General features: G+C 71.4%; 16 protein-coding genes. 9 read left to right on the top strand and 7 right to left on the bottom strand.

Translation table 11 applies throughout. From position 1 onward, the window contains the following. Nucleotides 1-72 precede the first annotated feature (72 nt). The 4 genes from AB0A95_RS01800 to AB0A95_RS01785 all read right to left on the bottom strand — a co-directional run bounded on the left by AB0A95_RS01800 (nucleotide 73) and on the right by AB0A95_RS01785 (nucleotide 3,395). Nucleotides 73-957, bottom strand: a complete 885-nt coding sequence (locus AB0A95_RS01800; protein WP_357553686.1) for an amino acid ABC transporter permease — start codon at nucleotides 955-957, stop codon at nucleotides 73-75. Next, entirely contained in the window at nucleotides 957-1,631 is a 675-nt protein-coding gene (locus tag AB0A95_RS01795) for an amino acid ABC transporter permease (protein WP_357553685.1), read from the bottom strand. Before AB0A95_RS01795 ends, AB0A95_RS01800 begins: the two co-directional genes overlap by 1 nt. A gap of 84 nt (nucleotides 1,632-1,715) precedes the next feature. Next, nucleotides 1,716-2,582, bottom strand: coding sequence for a glutamate ABC transporter substrate-binding protein (locus AB0A95_RS01790; protein WP_357553684.1), 867 nt, complete (start codon nucleotides 2,580-2,582; stop codon nucleotides 1,716-1,718). Between the two features lie 57 nt (nucleotides 2,583-2,639). Beyond that, nucleotides 2,640-3,395: an amino acid ABC transporter ATP-binding protein gene (locus AB0A95_RS01785; RefSeq protein ID WP_357526236.1), complete on the bottom strand. Its 756-nt coding sequence runs from the start codon at nucleotides 3,393-3,395 to the stop codon at nucleotides 2,640-2,642. 195 nt (nucleotides 3,396-3,590) lie between these two features. Between AB0A95_RS01785 and selD the strand changes: the two genes are divergently transcribed. Together selD and AB0A95_RS01775 are read left to right on the top strand one after the other, a co-directional pair. Further along, the gene (gene selD / locus AB0A95_RS01780) at nucleotides 3,591-4,580 is read left to right on the top strand and encodes a selenide, water dikinase SelD (RefSeq protein WP_357553683.1); all 990 of its coding nucleotides are present in this window, start codon (nucleotides 3,591-3,593) and stop codon (nucleotides 4,578-4,580) included. Nucleotides 4,581-4,853: 273 nt separating this feature from the next. Then, nucleotides 4,854-5,333 carry a hypothetical protein gene (locus tag AB0A95_RS01775; protein WP_357553682.1) on the top strand — a complete coding sequence of 160 codons (480 nt, stop codon included), beginning with the start codon at nucleotides 4,854-4,856 and terminating at the stop codon, nucleotides 5,331-5,333. 122 nt (nucleotides 5,334-5,455) lie between these two features. Here AB0A95_RS01775 and AB0A95_RS01770 read toward each other — a convergent pair whose 3' ends face one another. After that, entirely contained in the window at nucleotides 5,456-5,704 is a 249-nt protein-coding gene (locus AB0A95_RS01770; protein WP_357553681.1) for a DUF2277 family protein, read from the bottom strand. A 164-nt stretch (nucleotides 5,705-5,868) separates the two neighbouring features. Here AB0A95_RS01770 and AB0A95_RS01765 point away from each other — a divergent pair, with 164 nt between their 5' ends. The 6 genes from AB0A95_RS01765 to fxsT all read left to right on the top strand — a co-directional run bounded on the left by AB0A95_RS01765 (nucleotide 5,869) and on the right by fxsT (nucleotide 15,024). After that, a complete protein-coding gene (locus AB0A95_RS01765) occupies nucleotides 5,869-6,057 on the top strand; it encodes a hypothetical protein (protein ID WP_357553680.1) in 189 nt (62 codons plus the stop codon). Between the two features lie 63 nt (nucleotides 6,058-6,120). Further along, complete coding sequence (locus tag AB0A95_RS01760) at nucleotides 6,121-8,370, top strand: FxsB family cyclophane-forming radical SAM/SPASM peptide maturase (RefSeq protein ID WP_357553679.1); 2,250 nt, start codon at nucleotides 6,121-6,123, stop codon at nucleotides 8,368-8,370. Continuing rightward, the gene (locus tag AB0A95_RS01755; RefSeq protein WP_357553678.1) at nucleotides 8,354-9,178 is read left to right on the top strand and encodes an AAC(3) family N-acetyltransferase; all 825 of its coding nucleotides are present in this window, start codon (nucleotides 8,354-8,356) and stop codon (nucleotides 9,176-9,178) included. Before AB0A95_RS01760 ends, AB0A95_RS01755 begins: the two co-directional genes overlap by 17 nt. 52 nt (nucleotides 9,179-9,230) lie before the next feature. Further along, nucleotides 9,231-9,890 carry a TIR-like protein FxsC gene (locus AB0A95_RS01750; RefSeq protein ID WP_357553677.1) on the top strand — a complete coding sequence of 220 codons (660 nt, stop codon included), beginning with the start codon at nucleotides 9,231-9,233 and terminating at the stop codon, nucleotides 9,888-9,890. Further along, nucleotides 9,887-11,158, top strand: coding sequence for a TIR-like protein FxsC (locus AB0A95_RS01745; protein ID WP_357553676.1), 1,272 nt, complete (start codon nucleotides 9,887-9,889; stop codon nucleotides 11,156-11,158). The genes AB0A95_RS01750 and AB0A95_RS01745 overlap by 4 nt, the downstream gene beginning before the upstream one ends. Further along, the gene (gene fxsT / locus AB0A95_RS01740) at nucleotides 11,155-15,024 is read left to right on the top strand and encodes an FxSxx-COOH system tetratricopeptide repeat protein (RefSeq protein WP_357553675.1); all 3,870 of its coding nucleotides are present in this window, start codon (nucleotides 11,155-11,157) and stop codon (nucleotides 15,022-15,024) included. Before AB0A95_RS01745 ends, fxsT begins: the two co-directional genes overlap by 4 nt. Nucleotides 15,025-15,062: 38 nt before the next feature. Here the strand turns inward: fxsT and AB0A95_RS01735 are convergent, their stop codons facing one another. Next, the gene (locus AB0A95_RS01735) at nucleotides 15,063-15,971 is read right to left on the bottom strand and encodes an alpha/beta hydrolase (protein ID WP_357553674.1); all 909 of its coding nucleotides are present in this window, start codon (nucleotides 15,969-15,971) and stop codon (nucleotides 15,063-15,065) included. Between the two features lie 220 nt (nucleotides 15,972-16,191). On the opposite strand from AB0A95_RS01735, the gene miaB reads away from it, so the two are divergent. Then, nucleotides 16,192-17,685 carry a tRNA (N6-isopentenyl adenosine(37)-C2)-methylthiotransferase MiaB gene (miaB, locus tag AB0A95_RS01730; protein ID WP_357553673.1) on the top strand — a complete coding sequence of 498 codons (1,494 nt, stop codon included), beginning with the start codon at nucleotides 16,192-16,194 and terminating at the stop codon, nucleotides 17,683-17,685. Between the two features lie 39 nt (nucleotides 17,686-17,724). Here the strand turns inward: miaB and AB0A95_RS01725 are convergent, their stop codons facing one another. After that, the gene (locus tag AB0A95_RS01725) at nucleotides 17,725-19,074 is read right to left on the bottom strand and encodes a cellulose binding domain-containing protein (RefSeq protein ID WP_357553672.1); all 1,350 of its coding nucleotides are present in this window, start codon (nucleotides 19,072-19,074) and stop codon (nucleotides 17,725-17,727) included. Nucleotides 19,075-19,384: the final 310 nt, after the last annotated feature.

Here is a 19,384-nt window from a genome sequence, read left to right as displayed (position 1 = left end):
GCCCACCACGAGTTCAGCAATATCGGGGTGTCCCCAAGCAGGGGACACCCCGATATCAAGAAAATCCGCCGGTCAGCCCTGCGGTTCGCTGACGGCGGGGCCACCGACCGGAGTGGCGCCGGTGGCGGTCCGTCGCTGGGCGCGGAAGCCGCGCCGACGGCTGCGCTGGTCCAGCCAGTTGGCGAGCGCGGTGAGCAGCGAGTTGATCACGATGTAGATCGCGGCCACCACGATCGCCGCGGCGACGATGTTGCCCTTGTTCGCGGCGAGGTCGTTGACCCCACGCTGGAGCAGCTCCGGGTAGGCGACGATGTAGCCGAGCGCGGTGTCCTTGAGCAGCACCACGAGTTGGCTGACGATGACCGGCAGCATCGCCCGGGCGGCCTGCGGCACGAGGATCAACTGCATGACCTGGCTCTTGCGCAGGCCGATCGCGTACGCGGCCTCGGACTGACCACCGGGCAGCGAGCGGATCCCGGCCCGGAACGCCTCCGCGAGGACCGAGCCGTTGTACAGGGTCAGCCCGATCACGACGGCCCAGAAGGCGGTCACCGGCCCGTCGATCACGAACGGCACGCCGTAGAAGATGAAGAAGATCATGAGGAGCAGTGGTACGGCGCGGAAGAACTCGACCACCGCGCCGGACGGAATGCTGATCCAACGACGCTCGGAGAGCCGGCCGACGGCGAAGATGATGCCGAACGCCAACGAGAGCACCATGCCGACAGCGGCCGCCCAGAGCGTGGCGAGCAGGCCGGGCCCGATGAACTGGGTCCACGTCGCGGCCTCGGTGAAGGGCTTCCAGAGCTGCCCGTCCCACTGGCCCGCCTCGTCGAACTTCGCGTAGACCCACCAGAGCAGCCCGGCCAGAGCGACCCCGAAGACGACGGTCAGTGCCGCGTTGCGGATGCGTGCCCGAGGCCCCGGGTGGTCGTAGAGGACGGAGTCGGTGCTCATCAGCGCTTCACCGCCAGTCGGTTGGCCAGCCAGCCGAAGGCGTAGCCGGTGGGGATCAGGAACGCGGCGAAGGTGCCGGCGAAGACCAGGAAGATGATGATGACCGCGTTGCCGTTGTCATTGATCAGCTGCTTCATCACGTTTGAGGACTCCATCAACCCGATCGTGCCGACGATCGTGGCGTTCTTGCAGAGCGCGATCAGGATGCTGCCCAGCGGCGCGATCACGGAGCGCGTGGCCTGGGGCAGCACCACGATCCGCAGGGTCTGCACGAAGGTGAGACCGATCGCGCGGGCCGCCTCGGCCTGCCCGGTGGGCACCGTGTTGACGCCGGAGCGCAGCGCCTCGCAGACGAAGGAGGCCGTGTAGACCGACAGGCCGACGACCCCGAGCCAGTAGTTGTTCAGGTCCAGGTCGTCGGAGAAGCTCAGACCGAGGCTGGAGTAGAGCCCGAAGTAGCAGAAGAAGACCACCAGGGTCAGCGGTGTGTTGCGGAAGATGTTGACCCAGGCCGTCCCGAAGCCGCGCAGCACGGGGACCGGCGAGACCCGCATGGCGGCGAGCACCAGGCCGAGGATCAGCGCGAACAACGCCGACGCGCCGGTCAGCTTGAGGATCCAGACGAAGCCCGACAGGTAGGCGTCGAAGTTCGTCGGATCAGCGAATACGTCCATGCGTCGGCTCCCAGGGGCAGGTCGTCGGCGTCGTCACGGGCCGGGGGCCGACACCCGTGATCGGATGTCGGCCCCCGGGACCGGTCAGACGCTGCCGCAGTTGGTCAGCTTGGTGGTGTCCAGCTCGGGTGCGGCCTTGCCGCTCTTGCCCAGGCTGGTGTCCCAGGCGGCCTTGTAGGTGCCGTCCGAGGCGGCGGCCTTGAGGATCTCGTTGACCTTCTCGCAGCCGTCCTTGTCGTCCTTCTTCAGGCCGATGCCGTAGGGCTCGGTGGAGAAGGTCTTGCCGACCACCTTGAACTTGCCGGCGTACTGCGACTGGGCGGCGTAACCGGCGAGGATGATGTCATCAGTGGTGACGGCGTCGACCTGGCCCTTCTCCAGCAGCGGCAGGCACTTCGAGTACGCGTCGAACTGCTGGAGCTTGGCCTTCGGGTAGTCCGACTGGATCCGCTTGGCGGGCGTGGAGCCCGAGGCCGAGCAGACCTTCTTGCCCTCCAGGCCCTCGGGGCCGGTGATCGTCGAGTCGGCCTTGACGAGCAGGTCCTGGCCGGCGATGAAGTACGGGCCGGCGAAGTTGACCTTCTGCTTGCGCTCGTCGTTGATGGTGTACGTGGCCACCACCAGGTCGACGGTGCCCTGCTGGATGAAGGGCTCCCGGTTGTTGGAGACCGTCGTCTTCCACTCGATGTTGTTCGCGTCGACGCCGAGGCCCTTGGCGATGATCTTGCCAATCTCGATGTCGAATCCCTCGTACTGGCTGCCGGTCTGTAGACCCAGGCCGGGCTGGTCGGCCTTGACGCCGATGACGAGCTTCTTCTGCTTCTCCGCCTTGCCGACGATGCCCTTGGCGCCCGAGCTGCCGGTGCTGCCGCCTTCGTCCCCGCCACAGGCGGTCATGGTGACGGCCAGAGCCGCGACCGCGGCGACTGCCGCAATGCGCTTGATACGCATACTCTTCTCCTTCTTCGACGGAGCCCACCGAGGTGCGGCGCGCTCCACTACGGACGCCTAGTGCGTGAGGATCTTGGAGAGGAAGTCCTTGGCCCGCTCGCTGCGCGGGTTCTCGAAGAACTCCGCCGGGGAGGCGTCCTCGACGAGCTTGCCGTCGGCCATGAAGATGACCCGGTTGGCCGCGTGCCGGGCGAAGCCCATCTCGTGGGTGACCACGACCATCGTCATGCCGTCGCGGGCCAGCGAGGTCATCACGTCCAGCACCTCGCCGACCATCTCCGGGTCGAGAGCGCTGGTGGGCTCGTCGAAGAGCATGGCCTTGGGCTGCATGGCCAGCGCGCGGGCGATCGCCACGCGCTGCTGCTGCCCGCCGGAGAGCTGGGCGGGGAACTTGTCCGCCTGGTTGCCGATGCCGACCCGGTCGAGCAGGGCCAGGCCGCGCTCGCGGGCGGCGGCCGGCTTCTCCTTGCGGACCTTGATCGGGCCGAGGGTGACGTTCTCCAGGATGGTCTTGTGCGCGAAGAGGTTGAAGGACTGGAAGACCATTCCCACCTCGCTGCGCAGCTTGGCGAGGGGCTTGCCCTCGGCCGGCAGCGGCTGGCCGTCGAAGGTGATGGTGCCGGAGTTGATCGGCTCCAGTCGGTTGATGGCGCGGCACAGCGTCGACTTGCCGGAGCCGGACGGGCCGATGACCACGACCACCTCACCCCGACCCACCGACAGTGAGACGTCGTCCAGCACGTGCAGCGGCCCGAACCACTTGTTGACCGCGTCCAGCACGATGAGCGGTTCGCCCGTCGTCACGTCGTCCACCGTCCCCTGTCGTCTCCCGGATCGGGGTCGGTTGACCCCCGGTGCGGCCACTGTAGGCGGCCTGATGTGGCGGAATGCAACTCAGCGGGTCACGGAGCGATAACACCGGTCACGATCGTCGTCGGACGTCCGATTCCGTTCATCCCGAGAGCCACGACGGTGGCGATCGTGGCCCGCTGTCGAGATCATGGGGGCATGACCGAACCGGTACGACTGACCACGTACGCCCGCGGTGGCGGCTGCGCCTGCAAGATCCCGCCGGGCGAGCTGGAGATCATGGTGTCCGGTCTCGGCCCGGCCACCGGGACCGCCGAGTTGCTCGTCGGGTTGGACCACGGCGACGACGCGGCGGTGGTACGCCTGGATCAGCGCACCGGCCTGGTCAGCACCGCCGACTTCTTCACGCCCGTGGTCGACGACGCGTACGACTGGGGTCGGATCGCGGCGGCCAACGCGCTCTCCGACGTGTACGCGATGGGCGGCACCCCGCTGCTCGCGCTCAACCTGCTCTGCTGGCCGCGCGACGTGCTGCCGATGGAGTTGGCCGGCGAGGTGCTGCGCGGCGGTCAGGACGTGGCTCGGGAGGCCGGCTGTCACCTGGCCGGCGGGCACAGCGTCGACGACGACGGCCCGAAGTACGGTCTCGCGGTCACCGGCACGGTCCGTCCGGAGGAGTTGATCACCCTCGACGCCGGAGTTGCCGGCGTGCCGTTGTCGTTGACGAAGCCGCTCGGTGTGGGTGTGCTCAACACCCGACACAAGACCACCGGTGAGAGTTTTCCGGAGGCGGTGGCCTCGATGAGCGCGCTCAACTCCGACGCCGCCCGTGCGGCGGTCGCCGCCGGCATCCGCTGTGGCACCGACGTGACCGGGTTCGGGTTGCTCGGGCACGCGTCGAAGCTGGCCCGGGCCAGCCAGCTCACTGTCGCCATCGACGCGGCCCGCGTGCCGTACCTGTCCGGTGCGCGGGAAGCGCTGCGCGAGGGGTACGTCAGCGGCGGCAGCCGGCGCAACCTGGAGTGGGTGACCCCGTGGACGGATTTCGGCGCCGTGGGCGAGGACGAGCGGTTGTTGCTGGCCGACGCGCAGACCTCCGGCGGCCTGCTGGTCGCCGGTGAGATTCCCGGCGCGCCGGTGGTTGGTGAGTTGCTGCCGCGCGGCGAGCACCTCGTCGTCCTGCGCTGACTTTCCCCAGGTCGGGCGCCGGAGAGGCGGCGGTCACCGCTCGCCGGACACGCGAGGGACGCTCGTCGGACACGCGGCGGCGGTGGTGCGGTTGGCGCACCATAGCCGATAAACTGTCACCTTCCCGCTACTCCGAGCAATGCGGCTCAGGGAAATTTTGCCCGGAATGGTCACAGACCGGTAACTTGCCCCCGGCTGGGGTCAAATGCCCCCCACCATCGTGTGTAAGGCCCGATCCGGAGGCCGGTGGGACGAACGCAGCGAGGAGGCGGAATGACCGAGCTGTGGAACTGGAGAATCGACGGGGCTCGCCCCGTGGAGGTCTACCCGGCGCTGGCCGAGGCGCTCGGCCGGGTGGTGATGCCGTTGGCGGTGGCCGACCCGGCCCGGCTGCCGGCGTACGCGGTGGTGTGTGACGTCTGGCAGGCGCCGGGCGAGTTCGCGACTGTCGTGGATTGCTACGGGGTGCCCGAGCGGCTCTCCGAGCACGCCAGCATCGCCGCGCTCGCTCGACTGTTGGGCCGCAACTGCCTGTTGCGTGACGACACCCTCGACGCGGGACGGCATCTGCTCGTCGCGCCGGACGGCACGGTCCGTCCGGTGCACTTCGACGTGCGGGACACCGACGACGGTGAGGTGCTCAGCAGGCACCGGCTCTGCACGCTCGGTGACCCCGGCTGTCGGGGCTGGTCGCAGTGCCACAGGTCGCGCTGGGCGCCGGACACTGTCGTCCCGGCGCTCGCCGCGGCCTGACGCGCCGAGGGGCGGGCCCGGCCGGGAGCGGCTCCCGCGAGTCGGTCCGCTCCCGCGAGTCGGTCCGCTCCCGCTAGCCCTTGACGCGGGCGCGACGGCGGCCGGTCGGTCCGTGCCCGCGATCAGCCGGTGGCGGCGGCCTGCCGGTCCGTGGTGCCCGATCCGGCACCTCGTACCACCAGTTGGTCGAGCAGCTCGCGCGTCGCCGCGGTCACGGCGGCCACCGCGGCGTCGAACGCGGCGGCGTTGTGTGCGGCGGGCGTCCGGAAGCCAGAGATCTTCCGGACGTACTGCAACGCCGCCGCCTCGACGTCCGCGTCGGTCACCTGCGGGGTGAACGGCTCACGCAACGTCTTGATGCTCCGGCACATGTGGGCTCCTCCTCTGCCGACGCCCCGGATCACCACCCGGGGTGCCGGTGGCTGTACCGACGGTGACACTTGGTCGATATTTGTCTATCCTGGTCACGGACCAGAGCCTTTCGCGCAATTATCGCCGCTCGCGCTTCCGGCGCCCGGGCCCTCGGAGACTCATTGTGGACCATGCCCCCACCCGCACCACCCGTCCCGACCTCGACAACCTCACCCGAAGCCTGCACACCCCGCTGGCGCGGATCGCCGCCGAGCACGCCGATCTGGTCGAGGCGGTCCGTCGGCGCGTCGTCGTGAACGAGAGCGTGCCGTCCGGCAGCGTGCCCGTCGCCGCCTTCAACTCGTCGATCTAGATGATGGCCGGCCGGAGCGGGCCACCCGCAGCGGGCGGGTCGTGCCGGCCGATCAGCCAGTTCGTGCTGAAGGTGCACAGCCGGTGCGATCTGAGCTGTGACCACTGCTACGTCTACCAGCACGCCGACCAGACCTGGTTGGGTCGGCCGGTGCGGATGGCGACGGCCACGGTCCGGGTCGCCGCGCGACGCATCGCCGAGCACGCCCGCGAGCACGCGTTGCCGGTCGTGCACGTGGTGCTGCACGGTGGCGAGCCCCTGCTGCTGGGCGCCGCCGGGCTGCGCGACGTGCTGGCCGAGCTGCGGGCGGCCATCACGCCGTGGACGCGGCTCGACCTGCGCATGCAGACCAACGGCGTGCTGCTCGACGACGAGCTGTGCCGGCTTCTCGTCGACGAGGACGTGCGGGTCGGCGTGTCGTTCGACGGCGACCGCGCGGCCAACGACCGGCACCGGGTCTTCGCCCACGGCGGCAGCAGCCACGACCACGTCCGGCGGGCGCTGGCCCTGCTCCGGCGGCCGGAGCACCGCGCCAGCTACGCCGGCATCCTCTGCACCGTCGACGTCCGCAACGACCCCGACCGGGTGTACGAGGCGCTGCTGGCCGAGAGCCCGCCCCGGGTGGACCTGCTGCTGCCGCATGCCACCTGGGACAACCCCCCGCCGCGCCCCGGCCCCGGGCCGACTCCGTACGCGGACTGGCTGGGCCGGGTGCACCGGCGGTGGGTGGACGAGGGGCGGCCGATGTCGATCCGGCTGTTCGAGGCGTTGCGGCCCGGTGGCGGCGGCACCGAGGCGTTCGGTCTCGCCCCGGCCGACGTGCTGGTGATCGAGGCGGACGGCAGTTGGGAGCAGGTCGACTCGTTGAAGACCGCCTATCACGGCGCGGCGGGCACCGGGTTCGACGTGTTCGGCCAGTCGGTGGACGAGGCCGCCCGGCACCCCGGGGTCGCCGTCCGACAGGAGGGCGTGGCCGGGCTCTGCGCGACCTGCCGGGCCTGTCCGGTTGTCGACAGGTGTGGCGGCGGGTTGTACGCCCACCGCTGGCGCACCGGCTCCGGCTTCGACAACCCGTCGGTGTACTGCGCCGACCTGCTGCGCCTGATCGACAGCGTCGACGCGTACCCGCGGTCGGTGCGCCAACCCCCGGACGCCGCGCCGGCCGACGACCTGCTGGACGACCTGGCGACCGGCCACGGGTCGACGGCGACGCTGGCGCTGCTCGCCGCCACCCAGCTCTCCATCACCCGGGCGTTGCTGGTGGCCTGTGAGGACCGGGCCGGTTCCCCGGCCGCCTGGGAGCTGCTCGTCCATCTCGACCAGGTGGCGCCGGAGGCGGTCCGGGCGGTCCTGGAGCACCCCTTCGTCCGACAGTGGCTGGTGCGCCGCCTCGACTCGTCGGCCCGCCCCGCGGTCGACCCGCTGCCGGCGCTCGCCGTCGCGGCGGCGATCCGGGCCGGCGTCCCGGCGGCGGTGCACGTACCGGTGCGGGCCGACGCGATCACGTTGCCCACGCTCGGTCGCCTGGTGCTGCCCGGCCTGGGGGAGAGCGCCGAGGTGACTGTCCTGCGGGGAGGCTTCCGGGTCCGCGGCGGGACCGCCGAGCGGACGGTGCTCCTCGACCCTGTCGAGTTGTCCGCCGGCTGGCGACCGACGCGCGACGTGTCGGTGCCCGGTGGCTGGTTGCTGATCGAGGACGGCGACCCCTACCGGGACTGCTACGGCCAGCCGGTGGCACCCCGCCTGGCGGACCCGGTCGCGCGGGCGTTGGGGCGTACCGTGGCCGAGGCCTGGCGGGTCGTGCAGCGCGACGTGCCGGCGCACGCGGCGGCGCTCGACGGCGGTCTGCGCGCCGTCGTGCCGCTGACACCCGACCCGGTGCGACCACTGCGCAGCGCGACCGCGCGGCACGCGTTCGGCGCGGTCGCGGTCACTCCTCATCCCGACCCGGAGACGATGGCGGTGCTGCTCGTGCACGAGTGGCAGCACGCGAAACTCGGTGCCGCGCTCGACCTGTACGACCTCGTCGAACCCGGCCAGGGCACCCGGATCAGAGTCCCCTGGCGTCCCGACCCACGGCCGCCCGAGGGCGTGCTGCAAGGGGTGTACGCCCACCTGGCGGTCACCCAGGTGTGGCAGTCCCGGGCGGCCAGCACCGGGGGTGACGCGTCGGCGCACGCCGACCGTTACCTGAGCTGGACCCGGGACGGCGTCGACGCGCTGCTGGCCAGTCGGTCGCTCACCGCCGCGGGTGAGCGGTTCGTCGGCCAGTTGCGGCACGCCCTTGAGGAGACCCGTGTCGGGTCCCGATGAGCGGCATCCGCCCGTCCTGGGCCGTCCTCGCCTCGCCGCCGACCTGCGGGCGCTGGGCGTCCGCCCGGGGGCGTGCCTGGTGGTGCACTGCGGCCTGCGTCGGGTGGGTCCGTTGGAGGCCGGGCCGGCGACGCTCGCCAACGCTCTGCGCGACGTCCTCGGCCCGGCCGGCACGCTGCTGGTGCCCACCCACACCGACGGCAACTCCACGACCTCCCGGGCCCACCTGGCGGCCACCGCCGGGATGGACCGGGCGCAGCGCGAGCGGTACGAGGCGGCGCTGCCGGGTTGGGACCGCCGCAGCACCCCGTCGCAGCGGATGGGTGCGCTCGCCGAGTACGTCAGGTGTGCCCCCGGTGCCGTCCGCAGTGATCATCCGCAGACGTCGTTCGCCGCGCTCGGGCCTCGTGCCCGGCAGCTCACCGACGACCACGACCTCACCTGTCACCTGGGTGAACGCTCACCTGTCGGTGGCCTCTACGCGGCCGACGGGCAGATCCTGCTGCTCGGCCTCGGCTACGAGGCGTGCAGTGCCCTGCACCTCGCGGAATACCGGCTTCCGGTGCCGGCGCCCGAGCGCGACTACCACTGCTTCCGGCTTGTCGACGGGCGTCGGGTCCGCCTCGACTTCCGCGCTCTCGACCTGGACGACCGCGACTTTCCCACGGTTGGCGCCGCGCTCGACGACACTGCGTTGGTGCGGCAGGGGCGGGTCGGTCGGGCGCACGCGCGCCTGCTGTCGGCACGTGCCACAGTGGACTTCGCCGTCGACTGGTTCGCGGCGAACAGGCTGGCGGCGCGACGTTGACGCGGGGTCTACGCTGATGGTCCGGCCGCGTGGGGAGGGCGGAGGGTCAGCGGTGAGCACAGCGGACGCACCCTCCAGAACGCGCGCCCCGCTCTTCTTCGTCAGCTACTCCAGGGCGCCGGTGGGCCGGGCCACCGGCAAGCCCGCCGAGTACGTCTCCCGGTTCTTCGAGGACCTGTCCGTGCATGTCAGCGAGCTGGTGGGCCCGGTGACCGGGCTGGACGCCGGGTTTTTGGACAGCTCCATCGCGGGCGGGGAACGGTGGAGCCCGGAGCTTCTCGAGGCCGCCGGCACCTGCCAGGTCTTCGTGCCGCTGGTGTCCAGTGCGCTGCTCGGCAGCGAGTGGTGTGGCCGCGAGTGGGACGCGTTCTCCCGCCGACGGATCGTCGGGCGGCACAGCTCCGCCTCGGCCCATGAGACGGCGATCGTGCCGGTCACCTGGTCGCCGACGAACGGCACCGCACTGCCCCGGGTGCTGCGCGACATCCAACGGTTCACCCCGACCGCCATGCCGGATCCCGACATCGCGGTGCACTACCAGCGGGATGGGGTCTACGGCTTGCTGACCATGCAGTGGGAGAACGCGTACCGGGCGGTGGTCTGGCGGCTCGCGCAGCGGATCGTGGCGATCCACCGCTCGTACCTGGTGGAGCCCTGGGTGCCGGCCAGTGCCGACGAACTGTGCAACAGGTTCGCCGAGGAGCCGGGGTGAGCCGCCCGGGGGACCGCCGCCGACCGGCGGCACGGGGGACGTACTTCTTCCTCAGCTATGCCCACTCGGCGCCGGCCCCGGGCGCGCGGGCCGACGCTGACGTGTGGGTCGGGCAGTTCTTCACCGATCTGGCCGACGAGGTGCGGCGCCAGGCGCGGCCGGTGGCCGGGATGCGGATCGGCTTCTTCGACCAGCACATCCCGTTGGGCGCCGACTGGAAGGCCGCTCTCGCCGAGGCGCTCGGTGACGCCGAGGTCTTCGTCCCGCTCTACTCACCCGGCTACTTCAGCCGCCCGTGGGCGTTGGGCGAGCAGGAGTCCTTCCGGGCCCGGCTGGCCGCCGCCGGGTCGGCCCGGCTCACCGCCGGCCACCTCAGCCCGGTGCTGTGGATCCCGTTTCCCCCGTGGGAGGCCCATCCCGAGCTGGACGGCGCACTGGACCTGGGCCGGGACGTCCCGGAGTACGCCGAGGACGGCCTGCGCGCCTTCTGCATGCTGGCCTCCTACCGGGCGCAGTACGAGCTGCTGCTGAGCCGCCTGGCCAGTCGGATCGTGCACACCGCCGAGCGGCGACCGCTGGGCCCGTCGCGTGCGCCGGGCCTCGACGAGGTCGCCCGCCCGGGGCCGTCCGACCCGGACTTCGTCGTCGCCGTCCTGGCACCGACCCGGGACCGCCTCCCAGCCGACCGCGACCCCGCCGGCTACGCGGCGAGCGGCCGGCTCTGGCGGCCGTACGGGCGACGCCAGGAACTCCCCGCCGCCGACTACGCGGTCAGCACCGCCGAGCGCCTCGGGCTGTCCGCCCGCACGGAGGACTTCACGCAGGCGGCCGGTCTGCTCGACCACCGACCGGCGGTGCTGCTCGTCGACCCGTGGATCGCGGCGGCGCCCGACGCGTCGGCGATCCTCGCCGGGATGCTGCACGGCCTGCGGGAGTGGGTCGTGCCGCTGGTGGTCACCGACGACGACGACAGCCAGGACGCGACCCGCTGGGCGACCGAGGTGACGCGCCTGCTGCACGACGCCGGCCTGCCCCAGGTCAAGCGGGCGTGCAGCATGCCGGAGTTCGTCGACCTGATGCCGGCGTTGGTCACCGAGGCCCGCCGCCAGTTCCTCAAGTACGGCCCGGTCGTCCCCTTCGAACCACCACCGGAACCGGTGCCGAGCCTGCGCGACGGCCTGTCCGCCGCCGGCTCCGCCGGCACGCCCGACCCCGTGTCCCCGCCCGCTGATCCGGCCCCACCGCGTCCCCACGGAGAAGACCGATGAACAACGATCGCGAAGGCCAGGTCGTCACCTTCTACTCGTTCAAGGGTGGGACGGGCCGGACGATGGCGCTGGCCAACGTCGCCTGGATCCTCGCGGCCAGCGGCCGCCGGGTGCTTGTCGCCGACTGGGATCTCGAGTCACCAGGTCTGCACCGCTTCTTCCATCCGTTCCTGGACGCCGAGGCGATCCAGGGCACCAGCGGCGTGATCGACATGATCCGGGACTACGAGTGGGAGACCACCCGGGTCGACGACCGACCGGATCGCTGGATGGAGCAGTACGCCCGGGTCGGGCGGCACGCGTTCTCGTTGCGGTGGAGCTTCCCGGAGGGCGGCGGCCTCGACTTCCTCTCCGCCGGCCGGCAGAACAGCGACTACGCCGTCTCGGTGAGCGGTCTGGACTGGGACAACTTCTACAACCGGCTGGGCGGGGCGCAGTTCTTCGAGGCGCTGCGGGCGGACATGAAGCGTCAGTACGACTTCACGCTGATCGACAGCCGGACGGGGTTGAGCGACGTCGCCGACATCTGCACCCTGCACCTGCCGGACACCCTCGTCGACTGTTTCACGCTCAGCGACCAGGGCATCGACGGTGCCGCCCGGGTGGCGCACTCGGTGCGGGACCGGTACCGGCGGCGTGACATCCGGGTCCTGCCGGTGCCGATGCGTGTCGACCAGGCCGAGAAGGAGCGGGCCGAGGCGGGTCGCATGCTGGCGATGCGCCGCTTCGCCGGGTTGCCGGCGGGCATGACCGAGGCGGAACGGCGGCGCTACTGGGCCGCGGTGGAGGTCCCGTACCGGCCGTTCTACGCGTACGAGGAGACACTGGCGACCTTCGGCGACCCGCCCGGCTCGCCGACGTCGCTGCTTGCCGCGTTCGAGACGCTGACCGGGATCCTCACCGACGGGGCGGTGACCGCGCTGCCGGTGATGGACGAGTCGGTGCGGGAGCGGGGCAAGGCCCGCTTCCGTCGGCGTACCGAGGCGATCGACGACCAGATCGTGCTCCGGTGCGCGCCGGAGGACGCCATCTGGGCCGAGTGGCTGGAGCGGGTGCTCAGTTCGGCCGGGCTGCGGGTGGTGGAGCCCACGACCGCCGTCGGGTCCGCCGGCACGCCCGCACCACGCACGCTGACAGTTGTCTCACCGGCCTACGTGGCCACACCGTCGGGCGGCCTGCCCGAGCGCGACACGAGCACCGGCTCGACGGCCCTCGCCGTGTACGTCGCCGACCTGCGTCCGCTTGCCGAGTTTCCGGCCCAGAGTTCCACGAACCTGGTCAACGTGAGCGCCGCGACGGCAGTGGAACGGGTGCTGCGGCTGGTCGGTCGGCCGGTGCCGTCGTCGGCTGACGGTCCGGCCGCCGGGGCGACCCGTTATCCCGGCACCGAGCCGCTGATCTTCAACGCCCCCAACCGCAACGCCCGGTTCACCGGCCGGGAGGACGACCTGGCACAACTGCGCGCGCAGTTGCAGAGCGGGGGCAGTGCGGTGGTGCTGCCGGTTGCCCTACAGGGCATGGGCGGCGTCGGCAAGACACAGGTGGCGTTGGAGTACGTGCACCGGTTCAAGGCCGCGTACGACGTGGTCTGGTGGATCGTGGCGGACCCGCCGCAGTTCGTCGACACCGCCCTCGCCGACCTCGCCGGTCGCCTCGGCATCCTCGTCGGGCCCACCCTGCCCGACACGGTCCGATCCGTGTTGCAGGTGCTCGGCCGTGGTGAGCCGTACGAGCGGTGGCTCGTCGTGCTGGACAACGCCGAGGAACTCGACCAGATCGAGCCCTTCCTGCCGCAGGGTCCCGGCCACGTCCTGCTGACCTCCCGCAACCGCGCCTGGGGTGATCGGGCGAACCCGATCCAGGTGGACGTCTTCAACCGCACCGAGAGCGTCGCGCACCTCGCCCAGCGGGTGCCCACGATCAGCGCCGAGGAGGCCGACCGGGTGGCCGAGGCGCTCGGTGACCTGCCGATCGCGGTGGCCGCGGCGGGTGCCTGGTTGGCGGACACCGGCACGTCGGTCTCCGACTATCTGCGGCAGATCGAGCGGCACGGCCCGAGCGCGCTCTCCGTGGAGGCCACCTGGGACCTGTCGCTGAACCGGCTACTCGAACAGGCGCCCGCCGCGTACCGGTTGTTGCAACTCTGCTCGGTGCTGGCGCCGGAGATCGCCCTCGAACTCATCTACAGCGACGAGATGGCGGCGGCCCTCGTGCCGTTCGACCCGTCGGTGTCGGAGCGGCTGGTGCGTGGCGCCCTGGTGCAGCAGATCAACCGGCTGGCGCTGCTCAAACTCGACGTGCAGGGCGGTCGGGTGCAGGTGCACCGGTTGTTGCAGGCGGTGGTCCGCGACCGGATGACCGACGACGAGATCACCGCCGCCCGGCACCAGGTGCACCTGGTGCTGGCCGCGTCCCGGCCACGCGGCGACGTGGACGACCCGAACACCTGGGCCCGGCTGCGGATGCTCTGGCCGCATCTGGAGGTCTCCGAGGCGCTGACCTGCCCGGACGAGTCGGTGTGTCAGCTCCTGATCGACCGGGTCCGTTACCTGTGGCAGCGCGGCGGTCTGGACCAGGCCGACGTGTTCAGCCAGGAGGTGGACGACACGTGGAGCGCCCGCCTCGGCGACACGCACGACGAGGTCGAGGCGTCGGCGCTGGGCCGACAGCTGCTGCACCTGCGGTTCAACCGGGCGAACATCCTGCGCAGCCTGGGCCGCTTCGACGAGGCCCGGGACCTGGACGAGGCGGTGCTCGCCGAGCAACGCCGGCTGCTGGGTCCGCTGCACCCGCACAGTCTGATGACCGCCGGCAGCCTCGGCGGTGACCTGCGGGCCCTCGGCCGCTACGCCGAGGCGCTGGAACGGGACCGGTCCACCTACGCCTCCTGGCTCCAGGTGTTCGGCGAGGACCACCCCCGGACGCTGAGCGCGGCGAACAACCTCGCCGTCTCGTACCGTCTGGTCGGCGACTACCGCTCGGCCCGGCGGTGGGACGACGAGGTGCACCAGCGGCGGCGGCTGGTGCTCGGCCCCACCCATCCCTACACGCTCGTCTCCGCCGTCCGGCTGGGCAGCGACCTGCGGGAGGCCGGCGAGTACGAGCGCTCGGCCACCCTGCTGCGCACTGTGTACGAGACGTACTGCGAGGTGCTCGGGCCGGACGACGGCCAGAGTCTCGCCGCCCAGGTCAACCTGGCGGTGTCGCTGCGCAGCTCCGGTCGGGGCAGCGAGGCCGCGCCGATGTTCGAGACGGCCTTCCGTGAGCTCGACGAACGCTTCGGGCCCGACAATCCGGACACGGTGGCCTGCCGGTCCAGCCGTGCGGCGAACCTGTTGGCCGTCGGCGACGCGGCCCGGGCGTTCACCGAGATGACCGCGGTGCGCCAGGCGTACGAGGAGCAGCTCCGGCTCGGTCCGGAGCACCCGCACACCCTGGCGACGGTGAGCAACATCTCGGCGGCGGAACGCGCCCTCGGACGCCGGTCGGACGCCCTCGCGTCGGCGGCCCGGGCCGTCGGCGAGTTGCGCAAGGTGCTCGGCCCCGACCACCCGCACACCCTCGCGGCCGAGGTCAACCAGGCGGTGTGCCTCGCCGAGGAGGGTGAGCTGGACTCGGCGCGGGACCGGCTGCGGGAGACCGCCGCCCGGTTGGCCGCGGTGATCGGCGCGGACCACCCCGACACGCTGCGCTGCCTCGGTGACCTAGCCCTGGTGTCGAGGCGCGCGGGCGACGGCGCTCCGGCCGAGGACGTCGGCGCGGTGGCGGACCGGCTGGCCGAGGTGATCGGCCTGGAGCATCCGACAGTGCAGACCCTGCGGGAACGGCGGTTCGTCGTCCGGGTGATCGACCCGCACACGATCTGACGGGGTGTCCGGCCCGCCGGCCCGGCCGGGCCGGGCGCTCAGACCTGCGGGCTGGTCGCGAGAGCCGGCGTGACCAGCCAGCTCAGGGTCTGCGGCAGGATCTCCACAGCCCCGAAGTGCGCGGCGCCGGGCTGCACCTGAACCTCGGCGCGCGGGATCCGCGAGGCGAGCCAGTGGGAGTGCTCCACCGGTGAGAAGCGGTCCTGCTCGCCGTGCCACAGCCGGACCTCCGCGCGGATGCCGGCGAGGTCGAACCCCCAGCCGCGTCGGATCGCCAACACGTCGTCGATCCAGCCCTCGGGGCCGTGCCGCAGCGCCTCGGCGTACATGTCGGTGAGCAGTCGACGGATCGCGACGTCGTCGACCACCCGGATGTCCTCGTCGGGCAACTGCGGACGCAGGAAGTCCAGCAACGTCATCGGGTCCCGTCGAGCCTCCTCGGCACGGACCTTCAGGTTGAGCGTCAGCTCGGTCAGGTCCTCGTCGGCCTGCCCGTAGTCCGTCACGTTCGTCGCGGCCATGCCCGCGTACCAGTCCAGGTCGGGCGCACCGGCCGGGGCGAGCCCCACCAGCACGGCGGCCCGGGTGACCCGGTCCGGCAGCAGGGCGGCGCAGGCCAGGGCGTGCGGCCCACCGCCGGAGCGGCCCACCACCGCGAATCGTTCGATGCCGAGGGCGTCGGCGATCGCCGCCACGTCGGCCGCCGCGTCGGCCACCCGCCGGCCCTCCTGCCGGTCGGAGTCGCCGTAGCCGGGCCGGTCGTAGCAGACGAGGTGCACGCCGAGGCGGTAGACGACGATGCCCCGGGGCCGGGGGCCACTGCGGCTGCCCGGGGTGCCGTGCAGCAGGAAGACCGGGGGCCCGTCGGGCGCGCCGGAGGTCTCCACCGCGAGACGCCGCCCGTCCGGAGTCGTGACGGTGCGCTGTGTCGCATCTTGTCGCGTCACGGTTGGCCTCCCGCGGGTCGTCATGTGCTCCCCCGTGAACGGTGCCGCGCATCGTCGGCGCTGAGTGCAAAGCCCCCGAAATCGCCCAGAACACATTCTTGTTGTGCAGCGTACTGCCCGCCGTGGATGCCCGCCATGGGCCGCCGGGTCAATGCCGGTGGGTGGGGGTCGCCAAACGGGCCGCTACCCTGGTAGCCCGAGGGGAAGGGGCACCAAGAGGGTGGCTAGGACCTACAACGTCGTGACGTACGGCTGCCAGATGAACGTCCACGATTCTGAGCGCATCTCCGGCCTGCTCGAACAGGCCGGCTACGTACGCGCGGCGCCGGCCGACGACACCCCGGACATCGTCGTCTTCAACACCTGCGCCGTTCGGGAGAACGCCGACAACCGGCTCTACGGCAACCTCGGTCGGCTGCGTCCGGTGAAGGACAAGCACCCCGGAATGCAGATCGCTGTCGGTGGCTGCCTGGCCCAGAAGGACCGGGGCGAGATCGTCCGCAAGGCGCCGTGGGTGGACGTGGTCTTCGGCACCCACAACATCGGTGCGCTGCCGGTGCTGCTGGAGCGGGCCCGGCACAACGCCGCCGCCGAGGTGGAGATCCTGGAGTCCCTCGACGTCTTCCCCTCCACGCTGCCCACCCGCCGCGAGTCCACGTACGCCGGCTGGGTGTCGATCTCGGTGGGCTGCAACAACACCTGCACGTTCTGCATCGTGCCGGCGCTGCGCGGCAAGGAGAAGGACCGCCGCCCCGGCGACATCCTCTCCGAGGTGCGCGCCCTGGTCGACGAGGGCGTGCTGGAGGTGACCCTGCTCGGGCAGAATGTCAACTCCTACGGCGTGGAGTTCGGCGACCGGTACGCCTTCGGCAAGCTGTTGCGGGCCTGCGGGGACATCGACGGCCTGGAGCGGGTCCGGTTCACCAGTCCGCACCCGAAGGACTTCACCGACGACGTGATCGCCGCGATGGCCGAGACGCCGAACGTGTGCCACTCGCTGCACATGCCGTTGCAGTCCGGCTCCGACGACGTGCTGAAGGCGATGCGCCGGTCCTACCGCTCCGAGCGCTACCTGGGGATCATCGAGAAGGTCCGTGCGGCGATGCCGGACGCGGCGATCACCACGGACATCATCGTCGGTTTCCCCGGCGAGACCGAGGCCGACTTCCAACGCACGTTGGACGTGGTCCGCGAGGCCCGGTTCTCCTCGGCCTTCACCTTCCAATACTCGAAGCGCCCCGGCACCCCCGCCGCGACGATGGACGACCAGTTGCCCAAGCAGGTCGTGCAGGAGCGCTACGAGCGGCTGATCGCCTGCGTCGAGGAGATCACCTGGGCGGAGAACAAGCGCCTGGTGGGGGAGACCGTCGAGGTGCTTGTCGCCCTCGGTGAGGGCCGCAAGGACGAGCGGACCGGTCGGATGTCCGGTCGGGCCCGCGACGGTCGGCTTGTGCACTTCGCGACAGAGGTCCCCGGCGGGCAGTCGCTGGCCGGCCAGATCCGGCCGGGCGACATCGTGCACACGGCGATCACGTACGCCGCGCCGCACCACCTCAACGCCGACGGGGCACCGGTGGCGCACCGGCGGACCCGGGCCGGCGACGCTGCCGAGGCGGGGCGCTCCCCGCGTACCCCCGGGGTGTTGCTCGGTCTGCCGACGATCGGCGCACCGCCGGTCGCGCCCGCACCCACCGCCGGCTGCGCCACCCACTGACCGCACGGAAGGGCCCCTCGACGAGGGGCCCTTCCTCGGTCAGACGGTGATCCGGCCGGCGCCGGCGCCCGCCGTCACGATGGACTTGACGTTGCTGGCGGTGTCCAGCTGGTACGAGTACGGGATGCTGGCCACGCTGCCGCCGGTCTGGCCGGCGGGTGAGTTGACGAAGTGGTTGTTGCGGGCGACCAGGCGGCCCGGCCCGGAGTCGGCCTCGCCGAGGTGGTACGTGTCCTTGACGTTCTCGAAGTAGTTGCCCTCGACGAGCACACCGGCGTTCTCGGTGGAGGCCACGCCGTAGCCGCCGTTGGCCCGGTAGTAGTTGTTGAACACGTGCACCGGGTTGCCGAAGCGCACCCGGGGGTTGCGCTGCCTGCTGCCGTCGAACCAGTTGTGGTGGTAGCTCACCCGTAGGTGGCCGGTGTCCTGCGCGCCGTTGTCGTCGCTGTGACCGAGCAGCATGGTCTTGTCGTGGTTGAAGACCCGGTTCCACGACACGGTGACGAAGTCCGACCCGCGCTTGACGTCGACAGCGCCGTCGTAGCCGTTGCTGAAGGTGTTGTGGTCGATCCAGACGTTGGTGGCCGACTCCTGCACGTTTATCGCGTCGTCGTTCCAGTCCCGGAAGGTCAGGTTCCGGATGATCACGTTGCGGTCACCACTGATGTTGAGCCCGCAGCCGGCGATCGTCGCGCCGGAGTTGCCGAGGATGGTCTTGTTGGACCGGACCCGCAGCATGCCCGAGCAGGAGATCGTGCCGGACACCCGGATCACCGCGGCGCCCGTCGCGTTCAACGCGCTGGTCAGCGCCGACGCGGTGGTGACGGTGGTGGCCGGTGCGCCGCCACCGCCGGTGGTGCCGCCGTTCTGGGTGGCCCAGCCGACGAGACCGGACGGTGGCGGGACGCTGGGCGGCGGATCGCTCGGGATCGGCGGGGTCGTCGGCGTGCCCGGGTTGGTCGGGGTGCCCGGGTTGGTCGGGGTGGCGGTGCCGCCGGTGCACGCGACGTCGTTCAGGGTGAAGCTTGCCGGATCCGGGTTGGCGGAGTTCCAGCTCGCGTTGAAGCCGAACGAGGTGCTGCCGTTCGTCGCCAGGCTGGCGTTGTAGTCGACGTTGGCGGCGGAGACCTGGCCCCCGCTCTGCGAGACGGTGGCGCCCCACGCCTGGCTCACCTGCTGGCCGGCCCCGTACGACCAGCGCAGCGTCCAGCCGGAGACCGGGTCGCCGAGGTTGGTGACAGCGACGTTGCCGGTGAAGCCGCCCGGCCACTGGCTGGCGACCGAGTAGGCGACCCGACAACCGGCGGCCGCCTGCGCGGACACGGAGGTCAGCAGGCCGGCGGTGACGAGACTGGCGGTGGCTGCGGCGGTGGTGGCGATCAGCGTCATTCGACGCCGTCCTGAGTGCATGCTGCTTCCTTTCGATGAGGCGGACGGACCGTCGCGACGCCCATGCCCGTGGGCGGCGAGTGGTGGCCGGGACCTCTGGTCCTCGGGCCCGCCAGTGCACGTACGTGAAGGAAAGCGGCTCCCGCGCTCGCGCCCACCAGGAGAAAGGCAAGCGCTTTCCCGATGAAAGCATAGAAGCATCTGGATGTAAATGGCCGGGACGGCCGATGCGGTGCGCACCGCATCGGCCGTCCCGGGGGGGGGGGGGGAGGGCGGCCACCACCACCCATAGAAAAAAAAACAGAAACCC

Origin of the sequence: Micromonospora sp. NPDC049230 (assembly GCF_040647875.1) — a bacterium.
In the GTDB taxonomy this organism is placed as follows: Bacteria; Actinomycetota; Actinomycetes; order Mycobacteriales; family Micromonosporaceae; genus Micromonospora.
This window is presented reverse-complemented; position numbering and strand designations above follow the sequence as displayed.